Raw genomic sequence first — 14,888 nt, 5'->3', positions numbered from 1 at the left:
ATGGCAGCGGACACCCGCAGGATACTCGTTGTGGAGGATGAGGCGCAGACGCGCTCGGTGGTGGAGGCCTACCTCGAACGCGAGGGGTACTGGGTCACCGCAGTGGCCGACGGCGCGGCCGCGCTCGAGGCGTTCGCCGCGCACGTCTATGAGGGCGTCGTGCTCGACCTGAACCTGCCGAGGGTGCCCGGTGAGGAGGTCTGCCGCCGGATCCGCGACGTGTCGGACGTGCCGATCATCATGCTCACCGCGAAGGGCGCCGAGGAGGAGCGGATCGCCGGTCTCGACCTCGGAGCCGACGACTACCTCGTGAAGCCGTTCTCGCCCCGCGAGCTGGTGGCCCGTCTGCGGGCGCTCTTGCGACGCGCGAAGGCCGACGTGGAGCCGCAGCGTTCGCGGTTGGAGTACGGCCCGCTCGACATCGATCTCGCTGGACACAAGGTGTTCGTGGACGGCGCCGAGATCGATCTCACCGCGAGCGAGTACAAGCTGCTGGTGACGCTCTCACGCTACCCGGGCCGGGTCTACTCGCGCATGGAGCTGGTGGAGAAGGTCCTCGGCTATGACTTCGAGGGGTATGAGCGGGCCATAGACTCCCACGTGAAGAACCTCCGGGCCAAGCTCGGCGACGATCCCAAGGAACCGCGGTTCATCCACACCGTCTTCGGCGTGGGGTATCGCTTCGAGCCTCCGGCGCTGGCGTGATGAGGCACAGGAGCCTGCCGTTCCGATTGGCGGTGGCGTTCGCCGCCGTGGCCGTTGCCACAGCGGTGATCGCGGCGGTGGTGCTCACCGTCACCTGGCAGCGCCAGTTCGAGCGCTATATCGAGCGCGGATTGCAGGACCGCGCCGCCGAGATCGCCGACTACTTCGCGGTGCAGTACGAGAGGGCGGGCGACTGGGACACCGCCGCGAGCACGGGGTTGCTGCACGTGGCCGTCTCGGCGGACCTGCGGGTGCAGCTGTTCGACGACACGGGTGAGCTGATCGCGCGCACAGTGGACGGGTCTGCCGAGGAGGAGCCGTCGGCCGGTTGGACCGAGGTCACGGCCGAGGCGGACATCGTGGTGAGCGGCGAGGTCGTGGGCACCGCGATCGTGACGCAGCGTACCCGCGGCGGCATCTTCACCGAGCGCGACGAGTGGCTGCGTCAGACGTCGCTCTGGGCGCTGGGGCTCGCTGCCGCGATCGCCGTGGCGCTTGCGTCGGTGGCCGGCGCGCTCTACTCACGCGGCATCGCACGCCCCATCGAAGCGGTCACGCGGACCGCCGAGCGCATCAGGGCCGGCGACCGCTCGGCACGCACGGGCATGAGCGGCGGCGATCCGGTGGCGGATCTCGGGGCGACCTTCGATCAGATGGCCGACGCGGTGGAGGCCGAGCGGCGGTTCGAGCAGCAGCTCACCGCCGACGTGGCCCACGAGCTTCGGACGCCGCTCCAGGCGATCCAGGCCACCGTGGAAGCCATGCAGGACGGCGTGCTGCCCACCGACGAGGAGCGGCTGTCCCTCATCCACGACGAGACCGTGAGGCTCGGCCGTCTCACGCAGTCGATCCTCGAGCTGTCGCGTCTGGAGACGGGTGCGGCGCCGTTCACCCTCTCGCCGATCGACCTCTCGGCCACGGTGGCGCTCGCCGTGGAGAACTCGCGCGCGCTGATGGAGTCTACCGGCCACCGGCTCGAGGAGTCGGTGGCTCCCGGTCTGCGCGCCCACGGCGACGCGGATCGCCTCATCCAGGCGGTGGGCAACCTGCTCTCCAACGCGGCCCGGTACACGCCCGAAGGCGGTGTGGTGCGCGTACGTCTGCTCCGCGAGGGCGCGGAGGCCGTGATAGAGGTGGCCGACTCGGGCATCGGTGTGGCCGAGGACGACCGCGACAAGGTATTCACGCGCTTCTGGCGCGCGGATCCGGCCCGCACCCGCGCGAGCGGTGGCCTCGGCATCGGCCTGGCGGTGGTGCGCGAGATCGTGGAGCGTCACGGCGGCCGGGTGGGCGCTCATCCCAGCGATCTGGGCGGCGCGGCCTTCGTGGTGCGGCTGCCGCTGTCCGGTGACGAACGGTAGGGTTGTCCCGCGTCCGGTCTCCTGGTACTCTCGGTGCGACCTTTAATACCGGTCCCGTGAGGCCGGCAAGGAAGCCAATCGCATAGCCCGCAACACCTCGCCACATGGGGTGTGCGCAGTCGAAGCAGCCGCCTTCTTGCCCGCCGCGAGAGGGCGTTTTCGTTCCCTCCGCGGAGCCGGTCACGACGATGAGGAGGTGGCGGAGTGGGCTATCGGGTGAAGGCCGAGGTGATGGACGCCCAGTCGATGGATCGGGCGCTCACCCGGATCGCGCACGAGATCCTCGAGGCCAACAAGGGGGCCACGGGCATCGCGCTCGCGGGGATCATGACCCGCGGTGTCGATCTGGCGGATCGCCTGGCCGAGCGGATCGAACGCATCGAGGGGACCGCTGTGCCGGTGGGGAGCCTCGACATCTCCTTCTACCGCGATGACGTGGCGATCCGGCTCAGTCCCGAGGTGCACACCACCGACATCCCGTTCGAGGTCGAGGAGCACACGATCGTGCTCGTGGACGACGTGCTCTACACGGGCCGCACCATCCGCGCCGCGATGGATGCGCTGATGGATTACGGCCGGCCCGGCTCGATCCAGCTGGCGGTGCTGGTGGACCGAGGCCATCGCGAACTGCCGATCCGCGCCGACTTCGTGGGCAAGAACGTCCCCACCGCGCGCCGCGAGCGTGTGAAGGTCCTCCTCGCCGAGCATGACGACCGCGACGCCGTGGTGATCCTCGAGGACGACGGAGAGGGGGAGTAGGCCGCTATGCTCTCCAACAGACACATCATGACGATGGATGACCTCACCTCCAACGAGGTCACTCTGATCCTCGACACGGCCGAGTCGCTCGCCGAGGTCAACCAGCGGCGCATCAAGAAGGTCCCCACACTGCGCGGCCGTACGATCGTGAACCTCTTCTTCGAGCCGTCCACGCGCACGCGCACCTCATTCGAGATCGCCGCCAAGCGCCTCTCGGCAGACGGTATCAACTTCACCGCCTCGGCCTCGGCCACCGCCAAGGGCGAGACGCTGCGCGACACCGCCAGGACGCTCGCGGCGATGTCGTGCGACCTCGTGGTGGTGCGTCACAAGTATGCGGGAGCGCCGCAGATGCTCGCCGAGGTGATGGACTGCTCGGTCATCAACGGCGGCGACGGCATCCACCAGCACCCCACGCAAGCGCTGCTCGACCTCTATACGATGCGGCAGTCGCTCGGCAGGCTCGAGGGGCTTCGGGTGGGCATCGTGGGGGATGTCTGCCACTCGCGTGTGGCGGGGTCGCTGGTGCCCGCGCTGCGGATGATGGGCGCCACCCCTGTGATCATCGGTCCGCCCACGCTGATGCCCGCGCGCCCCGACGTTCTGGGCGCCGAAGTGTGCTACGACCTCGACGAGGTGCTGCCCACCCTCGACGTCGCGTATCTGCTACGGGTGCAGTTCGAGCGCGCGACCCGCATGCCGTTCCCGAGCAACCGGGAGTACGCCATGCTGTACGGCATGAACGCTGACCGGCTGGCCGCGATGCCGTCACACGCGATCGTCATGCATCCCGGGCCGATGAACCGTGGCGTGGAGATCTCGGCGGATGTGGCCGATTCGCCGAGGAGCGTCATCCTCGGCCAGGTGGAGTCCGGTGTGGCCGTGCGCATGGCCGCGATGTATCTGCTGCTGGGGGGTGCTGAGAGTGGCGCTGCTGCTTAAGGGAGGACGGGTCGTGGATCCCGCTGCCGGCGTGGACGGGGTGCTCGACGTTCTGGTGGAGAACGGTGTCATCGCCGGCGTGGGCGAGGATCTCGAGGCGCCGGGCGCCGAGGTGGTCGACTGCGCCGAGAAGGTGCTGCTTCCCGGGCTGGCCGACATCCACGTGCACCTGCGCGAGCCGGGACAGGAGTACAAGGAGACGATCGCGAGCGGCACGCGGGCCGCTGCTCACGGAGGGTTCACAGCCGTCGCCTGCATGCCCAACACCGCGCCTGTGTGCGACAGCGGCTCGACGGTGCGGTTCGTGATCGAGCGCGCTGAGGAGACCGGCGTGGTCCGTGTGTACCCGATCGGCGCGGTGACCGCGGGACAGGCGGGCGAGCAGCTCGCGGAGGTCGGCGACATGGTGGCCGAGGGGGCGGTGGCCTTCTCGGATGACGGCCATGGTATCCAGAGCGCCGGGATGACGCGTGTGGCGATGGACTACATCAAGCGTTTCGACGTGCCGCTGATAGCCCACTGCGAGGACGAGTCGCTCGCCGGCGGCGGTGTGGTGAACGAGGGCGCGGTGTCCACGCGCATGGGTCTGCCGGGCATTCCCGCCGAGGCCGAGGAGACGATGGTGGCGCGAGACATCGCGCTTGCCGAGCTCACCGGCTGCAGGTTGCACCTCGCGCATCTCTCCACCGCAGGTTCGCTGGAGCTCGTGCGCCGCGCCAAGGCGCGCGGAGTCGCGGTGACCTGCGAGGTCACCCCGCATCACCTGTTCCTCGACGAGGACAGCCTGGTCACCTACGACACCGACCTCAAGATGAATCCACCGCTCAGGACGCCGGCCGATCGCGAGGCGATGGTGGAGGGTCTGCTCGACGGCACGGTGGACTGCATCGCCACCGACCATGCGCCCCACGCGGTGCATGAGAAGGAGCTCGAGTTCGAGCTGGCCCCCAACGGCACCACCGGTCTCGAGACGGCGCTGTCGTTGGTGAACACCCATCTGGTGGCGACCGGCAAGCTCGACTGGGCGGGCGTGTGCCGTGTGATGTGTCACAACCCACGCTCAGCGGCGAACCTTCCCGAGATGCGTCTGGAGGCCGGCTTCCCGGCCGACATCACCGTGGTGGACCCCGAGGCGCGCGTCGACGTGACGCCCGGATGGTTCGTCTCCAGGTCGCGCAACTCGGCGTTCACCGGTGCGAGTCTGCTCGGCCGGGCGAGCGACGTGCTCGTGGGCGGCTCGTGGGTGGTCCGCAAAGGGAAGGTGGTCGTGTAGTGGCACAACAGCCGGAACAGGCGCGGAAGCCGGCGCTCCTGGCGTTCGAAGACGGCACGGCCTTCCATGGTTGGAGCTGCGGGGTGGCGGGCGAGAGCACGGGCGAGATCGTGTTCAACACGTCGCTCGCCGGCTACCAGGAGGTCATGACCGATCCCTCGTATGCGGGGCAGATCGTGACGATGACCGCGCCGCACATCGGCGTATACGGCACCAACGCCGCCGACATGGAGTCGCGCGGGGTGTTCGCGGCCGGCTTCGTGATGCGCAGCATGTCGGAGACCGCGTCCAACTGGCGCTCGGAGGAGACGCTCGGCGAGTTCTTCGTGCGGCACGGCGTGGTGGCGATCGACGGCGTGGACACCAGACGGCTCACCCGCCATGTGCGCGAGCGCGGTGCGATGCGGGCGGTGCTCTCAACCGAGGACCTCGATCCCGGGTCGCTGTCCGCCAAGGCCGCGGCGGCGCCGGGACTGGTGGGGCGCGACCTCGTCGCCGAGGTGGCGGTCACGGAGCCGTACGTGTGGGGCGTCGGAGGACCGTGCGCCGGCGGTGGCGTGCCGGTGGACACCGGCGTGCTGCCGGTGAGGCCGCGCTACCGGGTGGTGGCGTTCGACTCGGGCATCAAGTTCAACATCCTGCGGCGACTTTCCGAGGCGGGGTGCGAGGTCACGGTGGTCCCGCCCACGATGAGCGCCGCCGAGGCGCTGGCGCTCGAGCCGGACGGCGTGTTCTTCGCCAATGGTCCGGGCGACCCCGCTGCGGTGACGTATCTGTACGAGACGCTCCGCGAGATACTGGGGCAACGGCCGGTCTTCGGTATCTGCCTGGGACACCAGATGCTCTCGCTCGCGCTCGGATGCTCCACCTTCAAGCTCAAGTACGGACACAGGGGAGGGAACCAGCCGGTGATGAACCTGCTCACCGGCCGTGTGGAGGTGACCAGTCAGAACCACGGGTTCTGTGTGGACTACGGTTCGATCGGCCCGCTGGCGCCGGAGATGAGCGAGGGTCTCACTCACGATCCCGGCGACCTGGGGGCGTGGGTCCGGGCAGGTGTGGCACCGGTGGTGCGTTCGGAGCGGTTCGGGCCGGTGCAGCTCACGCACGTGAACCTCAACGACATGACGGTGGAAGGCGTTCGCGCCCTCGAGATCCCGGCCTTCTCGGTGCAGTACCACCCCGAGGCGGCTCCGGGTCCGCACGATGCGCGGTATCTGTTCGGCGCCTTCACCCGCCTCATGGACGGAGACGACGACATCTACACGACGAGAGACGGGGAGTGACAGTGGTGCGTACGGTCCTGCTACCGGTCGATTTCAGTGATGACAATCCGTTGATCCTCGCATTCGCGCGGGGTCTTCCGTCGCTCGGGGTGCGGCACGTGATCCTCGGGCATGTGGTGGAGGCTTCGGGGCTGGAGGGTCCGCTGATCGCGCGCAAGGTCGACGAGGCGCGCGACCAGCTGCTGAAGCATGCGTCGGAGCTCTCGGCCGCTGGTCTGAGCGTGGAGGTGCAGGTGGTGACCGGCGACCCCGTGGAGGAACTGAGCGCCCTTGCCGCCGAGACGCACGTGGATGCCGCGGTGTACGGCTCGCACGCCAAGTCGGTGGCCGGCCAGCTGTTCGTGGGCTCCGTCTCCGACCGGCTCATGCGCGAGGCCACCATCCCGCACCTGGTGGTGAGGTTCGACCTGCTCCGCAACCAGGCCGACCCGGCGGTGCTGTTGCGGCGCTTCGGCGAGAAGCTCGTGCTGGCCACCGACTTCTCGCTCTCGGCGGCCCATGCGTTCACCTTCACGGTGGACCTGCCCCCGGGCGCGGTGAAGCACCTCACGCTCCTTCACGCCATCGATCCGGCGCTCACCGGGGAGAAGCTGCGCCGGGCCGAGGAAGGCGCTGAGTTCCACCTGAAGAACCTGCAGGCCATGTGCACACAGCAGAAGATGCCATCAAGCGTGTCGATCCGCGTCGACACGCCGGTCCACGCCGTGCTGGACGAGATCGGCGAGCGCCGTGCCAGCGGGGTGATCGTGGGCACACGCGGGCGGAACGCCGTGCAGGAGATGCTGATGGGGAGCGTCTCCATGACGCTGATGCGACAGGCCAGCTGCCCCGTGTTGATCGTGCCGTGACGCACCGCCGCACCAGCCGCGTTTGAGGAGAACAGGGAGCCTATGCCACGCAGGGACGACATCAAGACCATCCTGATCATCGGCTCGGGGCCGATCGTGATCGGGCAGGCGTGCGAGTTCGACTACTCGGGGGCCCAGGCGTGCAAGGTGCTGCGCGCCGACGGGTACCGTGTGGTGCTGGTGAACTCGAATCCGGCCACCATCATGACCGACCCCGAATACGCCGACCGCACGTACGTGGAACCGATCACGGTGGAGGCGGTCGAGAAGGTCATCGCTATCGAGCGGCCCGACGCCCTGCTGCCCACGCTTGGCGGGCAGACCGGGCTCAACTGCGCCGTGGCGCTTGCCGAGGCCGGCGTGCTGGATCGCTACGGGGTGGAGCTGATCGGCGCCACGCTCGAGGTCATCAGGAAGGGTGAGGACCGCAAGCTCTTCGCCGAGGCGATGGAGCGCATCGGTCTCGAGACGCCGCGCTCGGCATACGCGTACGCGATCGCCGACGCCGAGACCTTTGTGGCCGAGGTGGGGTGGCCGGTGGTGATCCGCCCGAGCTTCACGCTGGGAGGCGCGGGCGGCGGCATCGCCTACAACATCGACGAGCTGCGGCAGATCACCGCCAACGGCATCGCGCTCTCGCCGGTGAACGAGGTGCTCGTGGAGGAGAGCGTGATCGGCTGGAAAGAGTTCGAGATGGAGGTCATGCGCGACCGCAACGACAACTGCGTGATCGTGTGCTCCATCGAGAACGTGGATCCCATGGGCATCCATACGGGCGACAGCATCACGGTGGCGCCGGCGGTGACCCTAACCGATCGTGAGTACCAGGTGCTCCGAGACGCGTCGTTCGACATCATGCGCGAGATCGGCGTGGAGACCGGCGGCAGCAATGTCCAGTTCGCCGTGAACCCGGCCGACGGGCGCGTGGTGGTGATCGAGATGAATCCCCGCGTGTCGCGCTCCTCGGCGCTGGCAAGCAAGGCCACCGGCTTCCCGATCGCCAAGATCGCCGCCAAGCTTGCCACAGGCTACACGCTCGATGAGATCCCCAACGACATCACCCGGGTGACCCCGGCGTGCTTCGAGCCGTCGATCGACTACACGGTGGTGAAGGTGCCGCGATGGGCGTTCGAGAAGTTCCCGGGCACCGACGCCACGCTCACCACGCGGATGAAGAGCGTGGGCGAGGCCATGGCGATGGGGCGCACGTTCGCCGAGGCGTTCGGCAAGGCGTGGCGGTCGCTCGAGAACGGACGCGCGGGCCTTGGCTCCGACGGCAAGGACGTCTTCGACGAGGCGCACTTCGACGAGCGGCTGGCCATACCCAATGAGCACCGGATGTTCTACGTGGCCGAGGCGCTCCGTCGCGGGAGAACCGTGGATGACATCGCCGAGATCACCAAGATCGACCCGTGGTTCCTGGAGCAGATCAGAGGCACCGTGGAGGTCGAGGCATCGATACGCGGCAGGGCACTCGAGGATATCGAGGCGTCTGAGCTGCGGGAATGCAAGCAGCACGGCCTCTCGGACGCCCAGATCGCATACCTTACAGGCTCGCTCGAGGGTTCGGTGAGGCAACGAAGGCTCGACCTCGGCGTGAGGGCCACGTTCAAGTCGGTTGATACCTGCGCGGGCGAGTTCGCCGCCACCACGCCGTACTACTACAAGACGTACGAGGAGGAGAACGAGGCGGTGCGTTCCGATCGCCGTAAGGCGATGATCCTGGGGGCGGGCCCCAACAGGATCGGCCAGGGCATCGAGTTCGACTACTGCTGCGTGCACGCCGCCTACGCGCTCTCGGAGGCGGGCTACGAGACCATCATGGTGAACTGCAACCCCGAGACGGTCTCCACCGACTACGACACGAGCGACAAGCTGTACTTCGAGCCGCTCACGTACGAGGACGTGATGGACGTCATCGACCTCGAGCGTCCCGACGGCGTGCTCGTGACGTTCGGCGGGCAGACGCCGCTCAAGCTGGCACGGGCTCTCGAAGACGCCGGTGTCCCGATACTCGGCACGAGCCCGGAGTCGATCGACCTTGCCGAGGACCGCAGGCGGTTCTCGGACGTGCTCGACCGCCTCGGCATCGCGTACCCCGCGGCCGGCACGGCGTCCACGCTTGATGAGGCCGTGGCCGTGGCGGCGCGTATCGGCTATCCGCTGCTGGTGCGTCCGAGCTACGTGCTCGGTGGCAGGGGGATGGTGATCGCGTACAACGAGGAGTACATGTTGCGCTACGTGGAACAGGCGGCCGAGGTGTCGCCCGACCATCCGGTGCTGCTCGACCGCTTCCTGGAGGGCGCCGTGGAGGTGGATGTGGACGCCGTATGCGACGGCGAGACCGTCTACATCGGCGGCGTGATGGAGCACATCGAAGAGGCGGGCATCCACTCGGGTGACTCGGCGTGTTGCATACCTCCGTTCTCGCTGGGCGAGAGCACCGTGGCCAGGATCCGCGAGCATACGCGCGCGCTGGCGCTGGAGCTCAAGGTGCGCGGGCTGATGAACGTTCAGTTCGCCGTGAAGGACGAGCTGGTGTACGTGCTGGAGGTCAATCCGCGGGCGAGCAGGACGGTCCCGTTCGTGAGCAAGGCGAAGGCCGTGCCGCTCGCCAAGGTGGCCGCGCGGGTGATGGCGGGAGAGCGCCTTGCGGAGATGGGCCTGCCCGCCGAGGTGCGTGAGCTCGGCAGGTACTGCGTGAAGGAGGCGGTCATGCCGTTCGGCCGCTTCCCGGGCACCGACAGCGTGCTCGGCCCGGAGATGAAGTCCACCGGCGAGGTGATGGGCGTGGCCGGGGACTTCCCGTCGGCATATGCGAAGTCGCAACTGGCGATCGACTACTCGCTCCCCACCGAGGGCGCCGTGTTCGTCTCGGTGTGCGACCGCGACAAGCGCTCCATCGTGCCGGTGGCGCGGCATCTCACGTCGCTCGGCTTCCGCATCCTCTCTACCAGGGGCACGGCGCGACTGCTGCGCGCATCGGGCATCCCCGTTGACGAGGTGCGCAAGGTGCATGAGGGGCGTCCCAACATCGTGGACGCCATCGTGAACGGCGAGGTGCAGATGGTGATCAACACGCCGTTCGGGCGCGAGACGCGCTCCGACGGGTACCATATCCGCACGGCCGCGGTGGAGCACGGCGTAACGAACGTGACCACGCTGGCGGCTGCGCAGGCGAGCGTGCAGGCGATCGAGGCGATCCGCAACGGCACGCTCGACGCGCGGGCGCTGCAAGACTTCGATCGGAGCGTGGGCTGATGTGTGATGAGCGCGGCGCCGCCATCGAGCCGGTGGCGGTGGTCTCCAACGAGCGCGTGGCCGACGACGTGGGCCGCGTGGTCTTCGATGCGCCCCGCACGGCCGCGTCGATCGCGCCCGGGCAGTTCGTGCACCTGCGCATAGCCCGGGGCGCCGACTTCATCCTGCGCCGTCCGTTCTCGGTGCACCGCGCTTACGACGGGCGTCTCGAGATCCTCTACCAGGTGGTGGGGCGGGGCACGAAGGTGCTCGCCGAGGCGATCCCGGGAGACGTGATGGACGTGATCGGGCCGCTCGGCGCCGGGTGGTCCGTGCCCGGGGACGCCACCAGGGCGCTGGTGGTGGCCGGCGGGCTGGGCGCGGCGCCGATGGGGATGCTCGTCGAGGAGCTGGCGGCGCGCGAGGTGGACGTGACGTTCGCGCTCGGCGCTCCCTCGGCAGGACGCCTGGTCGCCCGGCAGCTCTTCGAGTCGCTCTGCCGGCGCACCCTCGTGGCCACCGACGACGGCTCGGCGGGCACATGCGGGTTCGTCACCGTGCTCACGCCCGAGGCGCTGGAACGCGAGCGCCCCGACGTGGTGTATGTGTGCGGCCCCGAGCCGATGCAGCGGATCGTGGCGGCGCAGTGCGCGGAGGCCGGCGTGGCCTGCCAGGTGTCGCTCGAGCGCCTCATGGCGTGCGGAGTGGGAGCGTGCCTGTCGTGCGTGGTGGCCACGAGCGACGGGCTGAAGCGCGCATGCGTGGACGGCCCCGTGTTCGATGCGGCGACGATCGCGTGGGAACCTTCCGGCGATGCGGAGGTGGCCGGATGAGCGGACGCGTGGACATGGGCGTGCGCATCGGGGAGCTCGAGCTCCGCAATCCGGTGATGACCGCGTCGGGCACGTTCGGTTCGGGCCGGGAGTACGCGCAGTTCGTGGACCTCTCGCGCCTGGGCGCCGTGGTGACCAAGGGCGTGTCGGTCGATTCATGGGCCGGGAACGAGGGGCCGCGGATCGTCGAGACTCCCTCGGGCATGCTGAACTCGATCGGGCTGCAGAACCCGGGCGTGGAGCAGTTCTGCGAGAACGATCTCGCGTGGCTGGCCGGGCAAGACGTGCCCGTTGTGGTGAATGTTGTGGGCCACAGCGTGGACGAGTACGTGGCGGTGACCGAACGTCTGGACGCCGAGGCCGCGGTGAGCGCGCTCGAGGTGAACATCTCGTGCCCCAATGTGGATGCCGGCGGGATGGTGTTCGGCACCTCATGTCCCGCCGCCGCCGAGGTGGTGCGCGCGGTGCGCCGGGCCACCCGCAAGACCCTCATCGTGAAGTTGAGCCCCAACGTGACCGACATCGCCGAGATCGCGCGTGCGGTGGAGGCCCAGGGCGCTGACGCCATCAGCCTGGTGAACACCCTGCTCGGCATGGCGATCGACACACGCACGCGCCGGCCCGTGCTCGCACGCGGGTTCGGCGGGCTCTCCGGTCCGGCCATCAGGCCTGTCGCGGTACGCATGGTGTGGCAGGTGGCCCGCGCCGTGGATGTGCCGGTGATCGGGATGGGCGGCATCACGGACGCGCGCGATGCGGCCGAGTTCATGCTTGCGGGCGCCACCGCCGTGGCTGTGGGCACCGCGAACTTCATGGATCCCACCTCCACGGTGGGTGTGGTCGTTGGGCTGGAACGGTACTGTGAGGCGCACGGGATCGAGCGGGTGGCTCACCTGGTCGGCGCCGCATGGCCTGAGAAGGGGTTGTGATGGAGATACCTGAAGGGATCGTAGGCTCGCCGCGCACGAGGACGGGGTCGCGAGGAGACAGCGATGGGTCCGGCGCGGGCGCGATGCGTGATCGCGTGATCGTGGCTCTCGACCAGCCCGACGCGGCGCGTGCTCTCGAGATAGCGCGTTCGCTCGTGAGCACGGTGGGATGGGTGAAGGTGGGGATGACCCTCTACTACGCCGAGGGACCCTCGATCGTGCGCGACCTGCGCGCACTGGGCTTCAAGGTGTTCGTAGACCTCAAACTCCACGACATCCCGCACCAGGTGGAGGGCGCGTGCCGCACGCTCACCCGCGCCGGGGCGGATATGTTCACCGTGCACGCCTCGGGCGGCACCGCGATGCTCGAGGCCGCGGTGGCCAGCGTCACCGCGTCGGCCGTGAAGTTCGGCGTGCCGCGCCCCAAAGTGGTGGCGGTCACCGTGCTCACGAGCCTCGACGACGCGGCCCTCGCCTCGCTCGGCATCGCGATGCCCGCGGCCGAGCGGGTGGGCCTGCTTGCCACCATCGCACGCGACGCAGGGTGCGACGGCGTGGTGTGCTCGCCCCGGGAGGCGGCCGGGATGCGCGAGATGCTCGGCGCCGAAGCGCTCATCGTCACACCCGGCGTACGCCCGGCAGGGGAGGACGCAGGCGACCAGGCGCGTACGGCCACACCGGCCGAGGCGATCGGCGCCGGCGCGTCGCACCTCGTGATCGGCAGGCCGATCACGGGCGCCGCCGATCCCGCGGCGGCCGCGAAGGCCATCGTGAAGGAGATGAGCGCATGACGATCACCGAGGAGGGCGTGCTCGAAGCCCTGAAGGACGCTGGGGCCATCCTGCACGGCCACTTCCAGCTCACGAGCGGACGGCACTCCGATACGTACGTGCAGTGCGCGCGGGTGCTCGAGGATCCCGCGCTCACCACCCGGCTCGCCGGGGCGATGGCCGCCAAGATGGCCGACGAGCGGATCGATGTGGTGGCGGCCCCGGCGGTGGGCGGGATCATCATCGGGTTCGCTGTGGCGCAGGCCCTGGGGGTCAAGTTCATCTTCAGCGAGCGGCAGAACGGGGAGATGGTGTTCCGTCGCAGCTTCTCCATCGAGCCCGGACAGCGCGTGCTGGTGGTTGAAGACGTGGTCACCACGGGTGGCAGCGTGGCCGAGGTGGTCGCCCTCGTGAAGGCGGCCGGCGGCGAAGTGGCGGCCGTGACCTCGATCATCGACCGTGGTGGGGAGAAGGCGTTCGGCGAGCGGTATCTGCCTCTCCTTCGACTCGAAGTCGAGTCTGTGGAGCCGGCCGGATGCGCCCAGTGCGCCGCCGGAACGCCCATCGACTCGCCCGGCAGCCGGAGGCTCGGCTAGTTTCCACTTGGCATCGCCGCAGGTCAGGGGTAACATCAAGCACGCTGCGGTCGTGAGTGTCGTCGGCCGTGGGACACGTGATACGTTGTGGGGAACCGCACCGAACCGCAAGGAGGGACCATGGCTCTACCGAACCTGTCCGAGGCCGACCGCAAGAAGGCTCTGGAAAAGGCTGCCCAGGCCCGCCAGGCGCGCGCGGAGCTCCGCCAGAAGATCAAGAGCGGCTCGATGTCGTTCGCCGATGTGATGGCCAAGTCGGACGACCCCATCGTTGCCCGCATGAAGGTGTCCACGTTGCTCGAGAGCCTGCCCGGTTTCGGCAAGGCCAAGGCCGCCAAGATCATGGGTGAGCTCGAGATCTCCGAGAGCCGCCGTGTGCAGGGTCTTGGCGCGCGGCAGCGCGAGCAGCTCATGAAGCGTCTCGGCTAGCCCGGTACCGCTGTTGATGCAGCCGGGCTCGCTGTTCATCATCTCGGGCCCCTCGGGGGCCGGCAAAGGAACTCTGGTCGACCGTCTGGTGGCCAGGGTTCCGCGTCTGTGGGTGTCCGTCTCGGCCACCACGCGCTTGCCGCGCCCTGGCGAGGTGGACGGCGTGGACTACGTGTTCCTCACGCCCGGGGAGTTCGAGCGCCGGGTGGAGGCGGGGGAGTTCCTCGAGTGGGCCGAGGTCCACGGCAACCGTTACGGCACGCTGCGGTCCACCGTGGAGGAGCGCCTGGCCGAAGGGGTGGACGTCATCCTCGAGATCGACCCGCAGGGAGCGTTCCAGGTGAAGGAGCAGATGCCCGAGTCGGTGCTGGTGTTCATCACCGCGCCTTCGCTCGGCGAACTCGAGCGGCGGATCAGGCATCGTGGCGCCGAGACGGACGAGCAGGTCAGGACCCGTCTGGAGACCGCCGAGAGGGAACTCCGCCTTGTGGGGACATACGATCATGTGGTAGAAAACGATGATGTTGTCATGGCCACGGAACGGTTGGCCGGCATCGTCGAATCCCACCGACCCTATGAAGGATGTCGCTGATATGGTCATCAAGCCCGAGATCGACCAGTTGCTCGAGAAGGTCGATTCCAAGTACACGCTCTGCATCGTGGCCGCCAAGCGCGCGCGGCAGATCAACGACATGATCCATGGCGTGCGCGACCAGGCTCTGCTCACCATGCAGGCGCCGCAGATCGCGCAGATCACGAGCACCAAGCCGCTCACGCTCGCGCTCGACGAGATCGCCAACGGCGACGTGAGCTACGAGCGCGTCACGGAGAGCTACAAGTAGCGGCGCACCAGCAAGCAGTGCCGATGCCCCGGTGCCGCGCAGGCGGTGTCGGGGCATCTTCTTGTTCAGGTACGA

Annotated in this window: 15 protein-coding genes; all 15 read left to right on the top strand. The window is 68.6% G+C overall.

Going from position 1 to position 14,888, the window contains the following annotated elements; translation table 11 throughout:
- Entirely contained in the window at positions 1-705 is a 705-nt protein-coding gene (locus MSB02_RS02300) for a response regulator transcription factor (protein ID WP_267193596.1), read from the top strand.
- Positions 705-2,066 (top strand): sensor histidine kinase, encoded by a 1,362-nt coding sequence (locus MSB02_RS02295; RefSeq protein WP_267193595.1) that lies wholly within the window; start codon positions 705-707, stop codon positions 2,064-2,066. The genes MSB02_RS02300 and MSB02_RS02295 overlap by 1 nt, the downstream gene beginning before the upstream one ends.
- A 231-nt stretch (positions 2,067-2,297) precedes the next feature.
- Positions 2,298-2,825 carry a bifunctional pyr operon transcriptional regulator/uracil phosphoribosyltransferase PyrR gene (gene pyrR / locus MSB02_RS02290; RefSeq protein ID WP_267194107.1) on the top strand — a complete coding sequence of 176 codons (528 nt, stop codon included), beginning with the start codon at positions 2,298-2,300 and terminating at the stop codon, positions 2,823-2,825.
- A 6-nt stretch (positions 2,826-2,831) separates the two neighbouring features.
- Positions 2,832-3,767 carry an aspartate carbamoyltransferase catalytic subunit gene (locus tag MSB02_RS02285; protein WP_267193594.1) on the top strand — a complete coding sequence of 312 codons (936 nt, stop codon included), beginning with the start codon at positions 2,832-2,834 and terminating at the stop codon, positions 3,765-3,767.
- Complete coding sequence (locus tag MSB02_RS02280) at positions 3,751-5,040, top strand: dihydroorotase (protein ID WP_267193593.1); 1,290 nt, start codon at positions 3,751-3,753, stop codon at positions 5,038-5,040. The genes MSB02_RS02285 and MSB02_RS02280 overlap by 17 nt, the downstream gene beginning before the upstream one ends.
- A complete protein-coding gene (gene carA, locus MSB02_RS02275) occupies positions 5,040-6,326 on the top strand; it encodes a glutamine-hydrolyzing carbamoyl-phosphate synthase small subunit (RefSeq protein ID WP_267193592.1) in 1,287 nt (428 codons plus the stop codon). Before MSB02_RS02280 ends, carA begins: the two co-directional genes overlap by 1 nt.
- 5 nt (positions 6,327-6,331) lie before the next feature.
- Positions 6,332-7,174 (top strand): universal stress protein, encoded by an 843-nt coding sequence (locus MSB02_RS02270; RefSeq protein ID WP_267193591.1) that lies wholly within the window; start codon positions 6,332-6,334, stop codon positions 7,172-7,174.
- 42 nt (positions 7,175-7,216) lie between these two features.
- Positions 7,217-10,435, top strand: a complete 3,219-nt coding sequence (carB, locus tag MSB02_RS02265) for a carbamoyl-phosphate synthase large subunit (protein WP_267193590.1) — start codon at positions 7,217-7,219, stop codon at positions 10,433-10,435.
- Entirely contained in the window at positions 10,435-11,247 is an 813-nt protein-coding gene (locus tag MSB02_RS02260; RefSeq protein ID WP_267193589.1) for a dihydroorotate dehydrogenase electron transfer subunit, read from the top strand. Before carB ends, MSB02_RS02260 begins: the two co-directional genes overlap by 1 nt.
- Entirely contained in the window at positions 11,244-12,176 is a 933-nt protein-coding gene (locus tag MSB02_RS02255) for a dihydroorotate dehydrogenase (RefSeq protein ID WP_267193588.1), read from the top strand. Before MSB02_RS02260 ends, MSB02_RS02255 begins: the two co-directional genes overlap by 4 nt.
- A gap of 83 nt (positions 12,177-12,259) precedes the next feature.
- Entirely contained in the window at positions 12,260-12,967 is a 708-nt protein-coding gene (pyrF, locus tag MSB02_RS02250) for an orotidine-5'-phosphate decarboxylase (protein ID WP_267194106.1), read from the top strand.
- Complete coding sequence (gene pyrE, locus MSB02_RS02245; protein ID WP_267193587.1) at positions 12,964-13,542, top strand: orotate phosphoribosyltransferase; 579 nt, start codon at positions 12,964-12,966, stop codon at positions 13,540-13,542. The genes pyrF and pyrE overlap by 4 nt, the downstream gene beginning before the upstream one ends.
- A 120-nt stretch (positions 13,543-13,662) precedes the next feature.
- Positions 13,663-13,971: an integration host factor, actinobacterial type gene (mihF, locus tag MSB02_RS02240; RefSeq protein ID WP_267193586.1), complete on the top strand. Its 309-nt coding sequence runs from the start codon at positions 13,663-13,665 to the stop codon at positions 13,969-13,971.
- A gap of 16 nt (positions 13,972-13,987) precedes the next feature.
- Positions 13,988-14,563 carry a guanylate kinase gene (gene gmk, locus MSB02_RS02235; protein WP_267194105.1) on the top strand — a complete coding sequence of 192 codons (576 nt, stop codon included), beginning with the start codon at positions 13,988-13,990 and terminating at the stop codon, positions 14,561-14,563.
- 1 nt (position 14,564) lies between these two features.
- Positions 14,565-14,813: a DNA-directed RNA polymerase subunit omega gene (gene rpoZ, locus MSB02_RS02230; protein ID WP_267193585.1), complete on the top strand. Its 249-nt coding sequence runs from the start codon at positions 14,565-14,567 to the stop codon at positions 14,811-14,813.
- The last annotated feature ends 75 nt before the right edge of the window (positions 14,814-14,888 follow it).

Origin of the sequence: Anaerosoma tenue, from assembly GCF_023161965.1 — a bacterium.
GTDB classification, from domain to species: domain Bacteria; phylum Actinomycetota; class Coriobacteriia; order Anaerosomatales; family Anaerosomataceae; genus Anaerosoma; species Anaerosoma tenue.
Note: the sequence above shows the minus strand (reverse complement) of the source record. Positions and strands in the feature narration are given on the sequence as shown.

Coding starts and splice junctions, on each gene's coding strand:
- MSB02_RS02295 (WP_267193595.1), top strand. CDS start 705: ATGAGGCACAGGAGCCTGCCGTTCCGATTGGCGGTGGCGTTCGCCGCC.
- MSB02_RS02285 (WP_267193594.1), top strand. CDS start 2,832: ATGCTCTCCAACAGACACATCATGACGATGGATGACCTCACCTCCAAC.
- MSB02_RS02255 (WP_267193588.1), top strand. CDS start 11,244: ATGAGCGGACGCGTGGACATGGGCGTGCGCATCGGGGAGCTCGAGCTC.
- MSB02_RS02300 (WP_267193596.1), top strand. CDS start 1: ATGGCAGCGGACACCCGCAGGATACTCGTTGTGGAGGATGAGGCGCAG.
- pyrR (WP_267194107.1), top strand. CDS start 2,298: ATGGACGCCCAGTCGATGGATCGGGCGCTCACCCGGATCGCGCACGAG.
- MSB02_RS02260 (WP_267193589.1), top strand. CDS start 10,435: ATGTGTGATGAGCGCGGCGCCGCCATCGAGCCGGTGGCGGTGGTCTCC.
- carB (WP_267193590.1), top strand. CDS start 7,217: ATGCCACGCAGGGACGACATCAAGACCATCCTGATCATCGGCTCGGGG.
- pyrF (WP_267194106.1), top strand. CDS start 12,260: ATGCGTGATCGCGTGATCGTGGCTCTCGACCAGCCCGACGCGGCGCGT.
- pyrE (WP_267193587.1), top strand. CDS start 12,964: ATGACGATCACCGAGGAGGGCGTGCTCGAAGCCCTGAAGGACGCTGGG.
- rpoZ (WP_267193585.1), top strand. CDS start 14,565: ATGGTCATCAAGCCCGAGATCGACCAGTTGCTCGAGAAGGTCGATTCC.
- gmk (WP_267194105.1), top strand. CDS start 13,988: ATGCAGCCGGGCTCGCTGTTCATCATCTCGGGCCCCTCGGGGGCCGGC.
- mihF (WP_267193586.1), top strand. CDS start 13,663: ATGGCTCTACCGAACCTGTCCGAGGCCGACCGCAAGAAGGCTCTGGAA.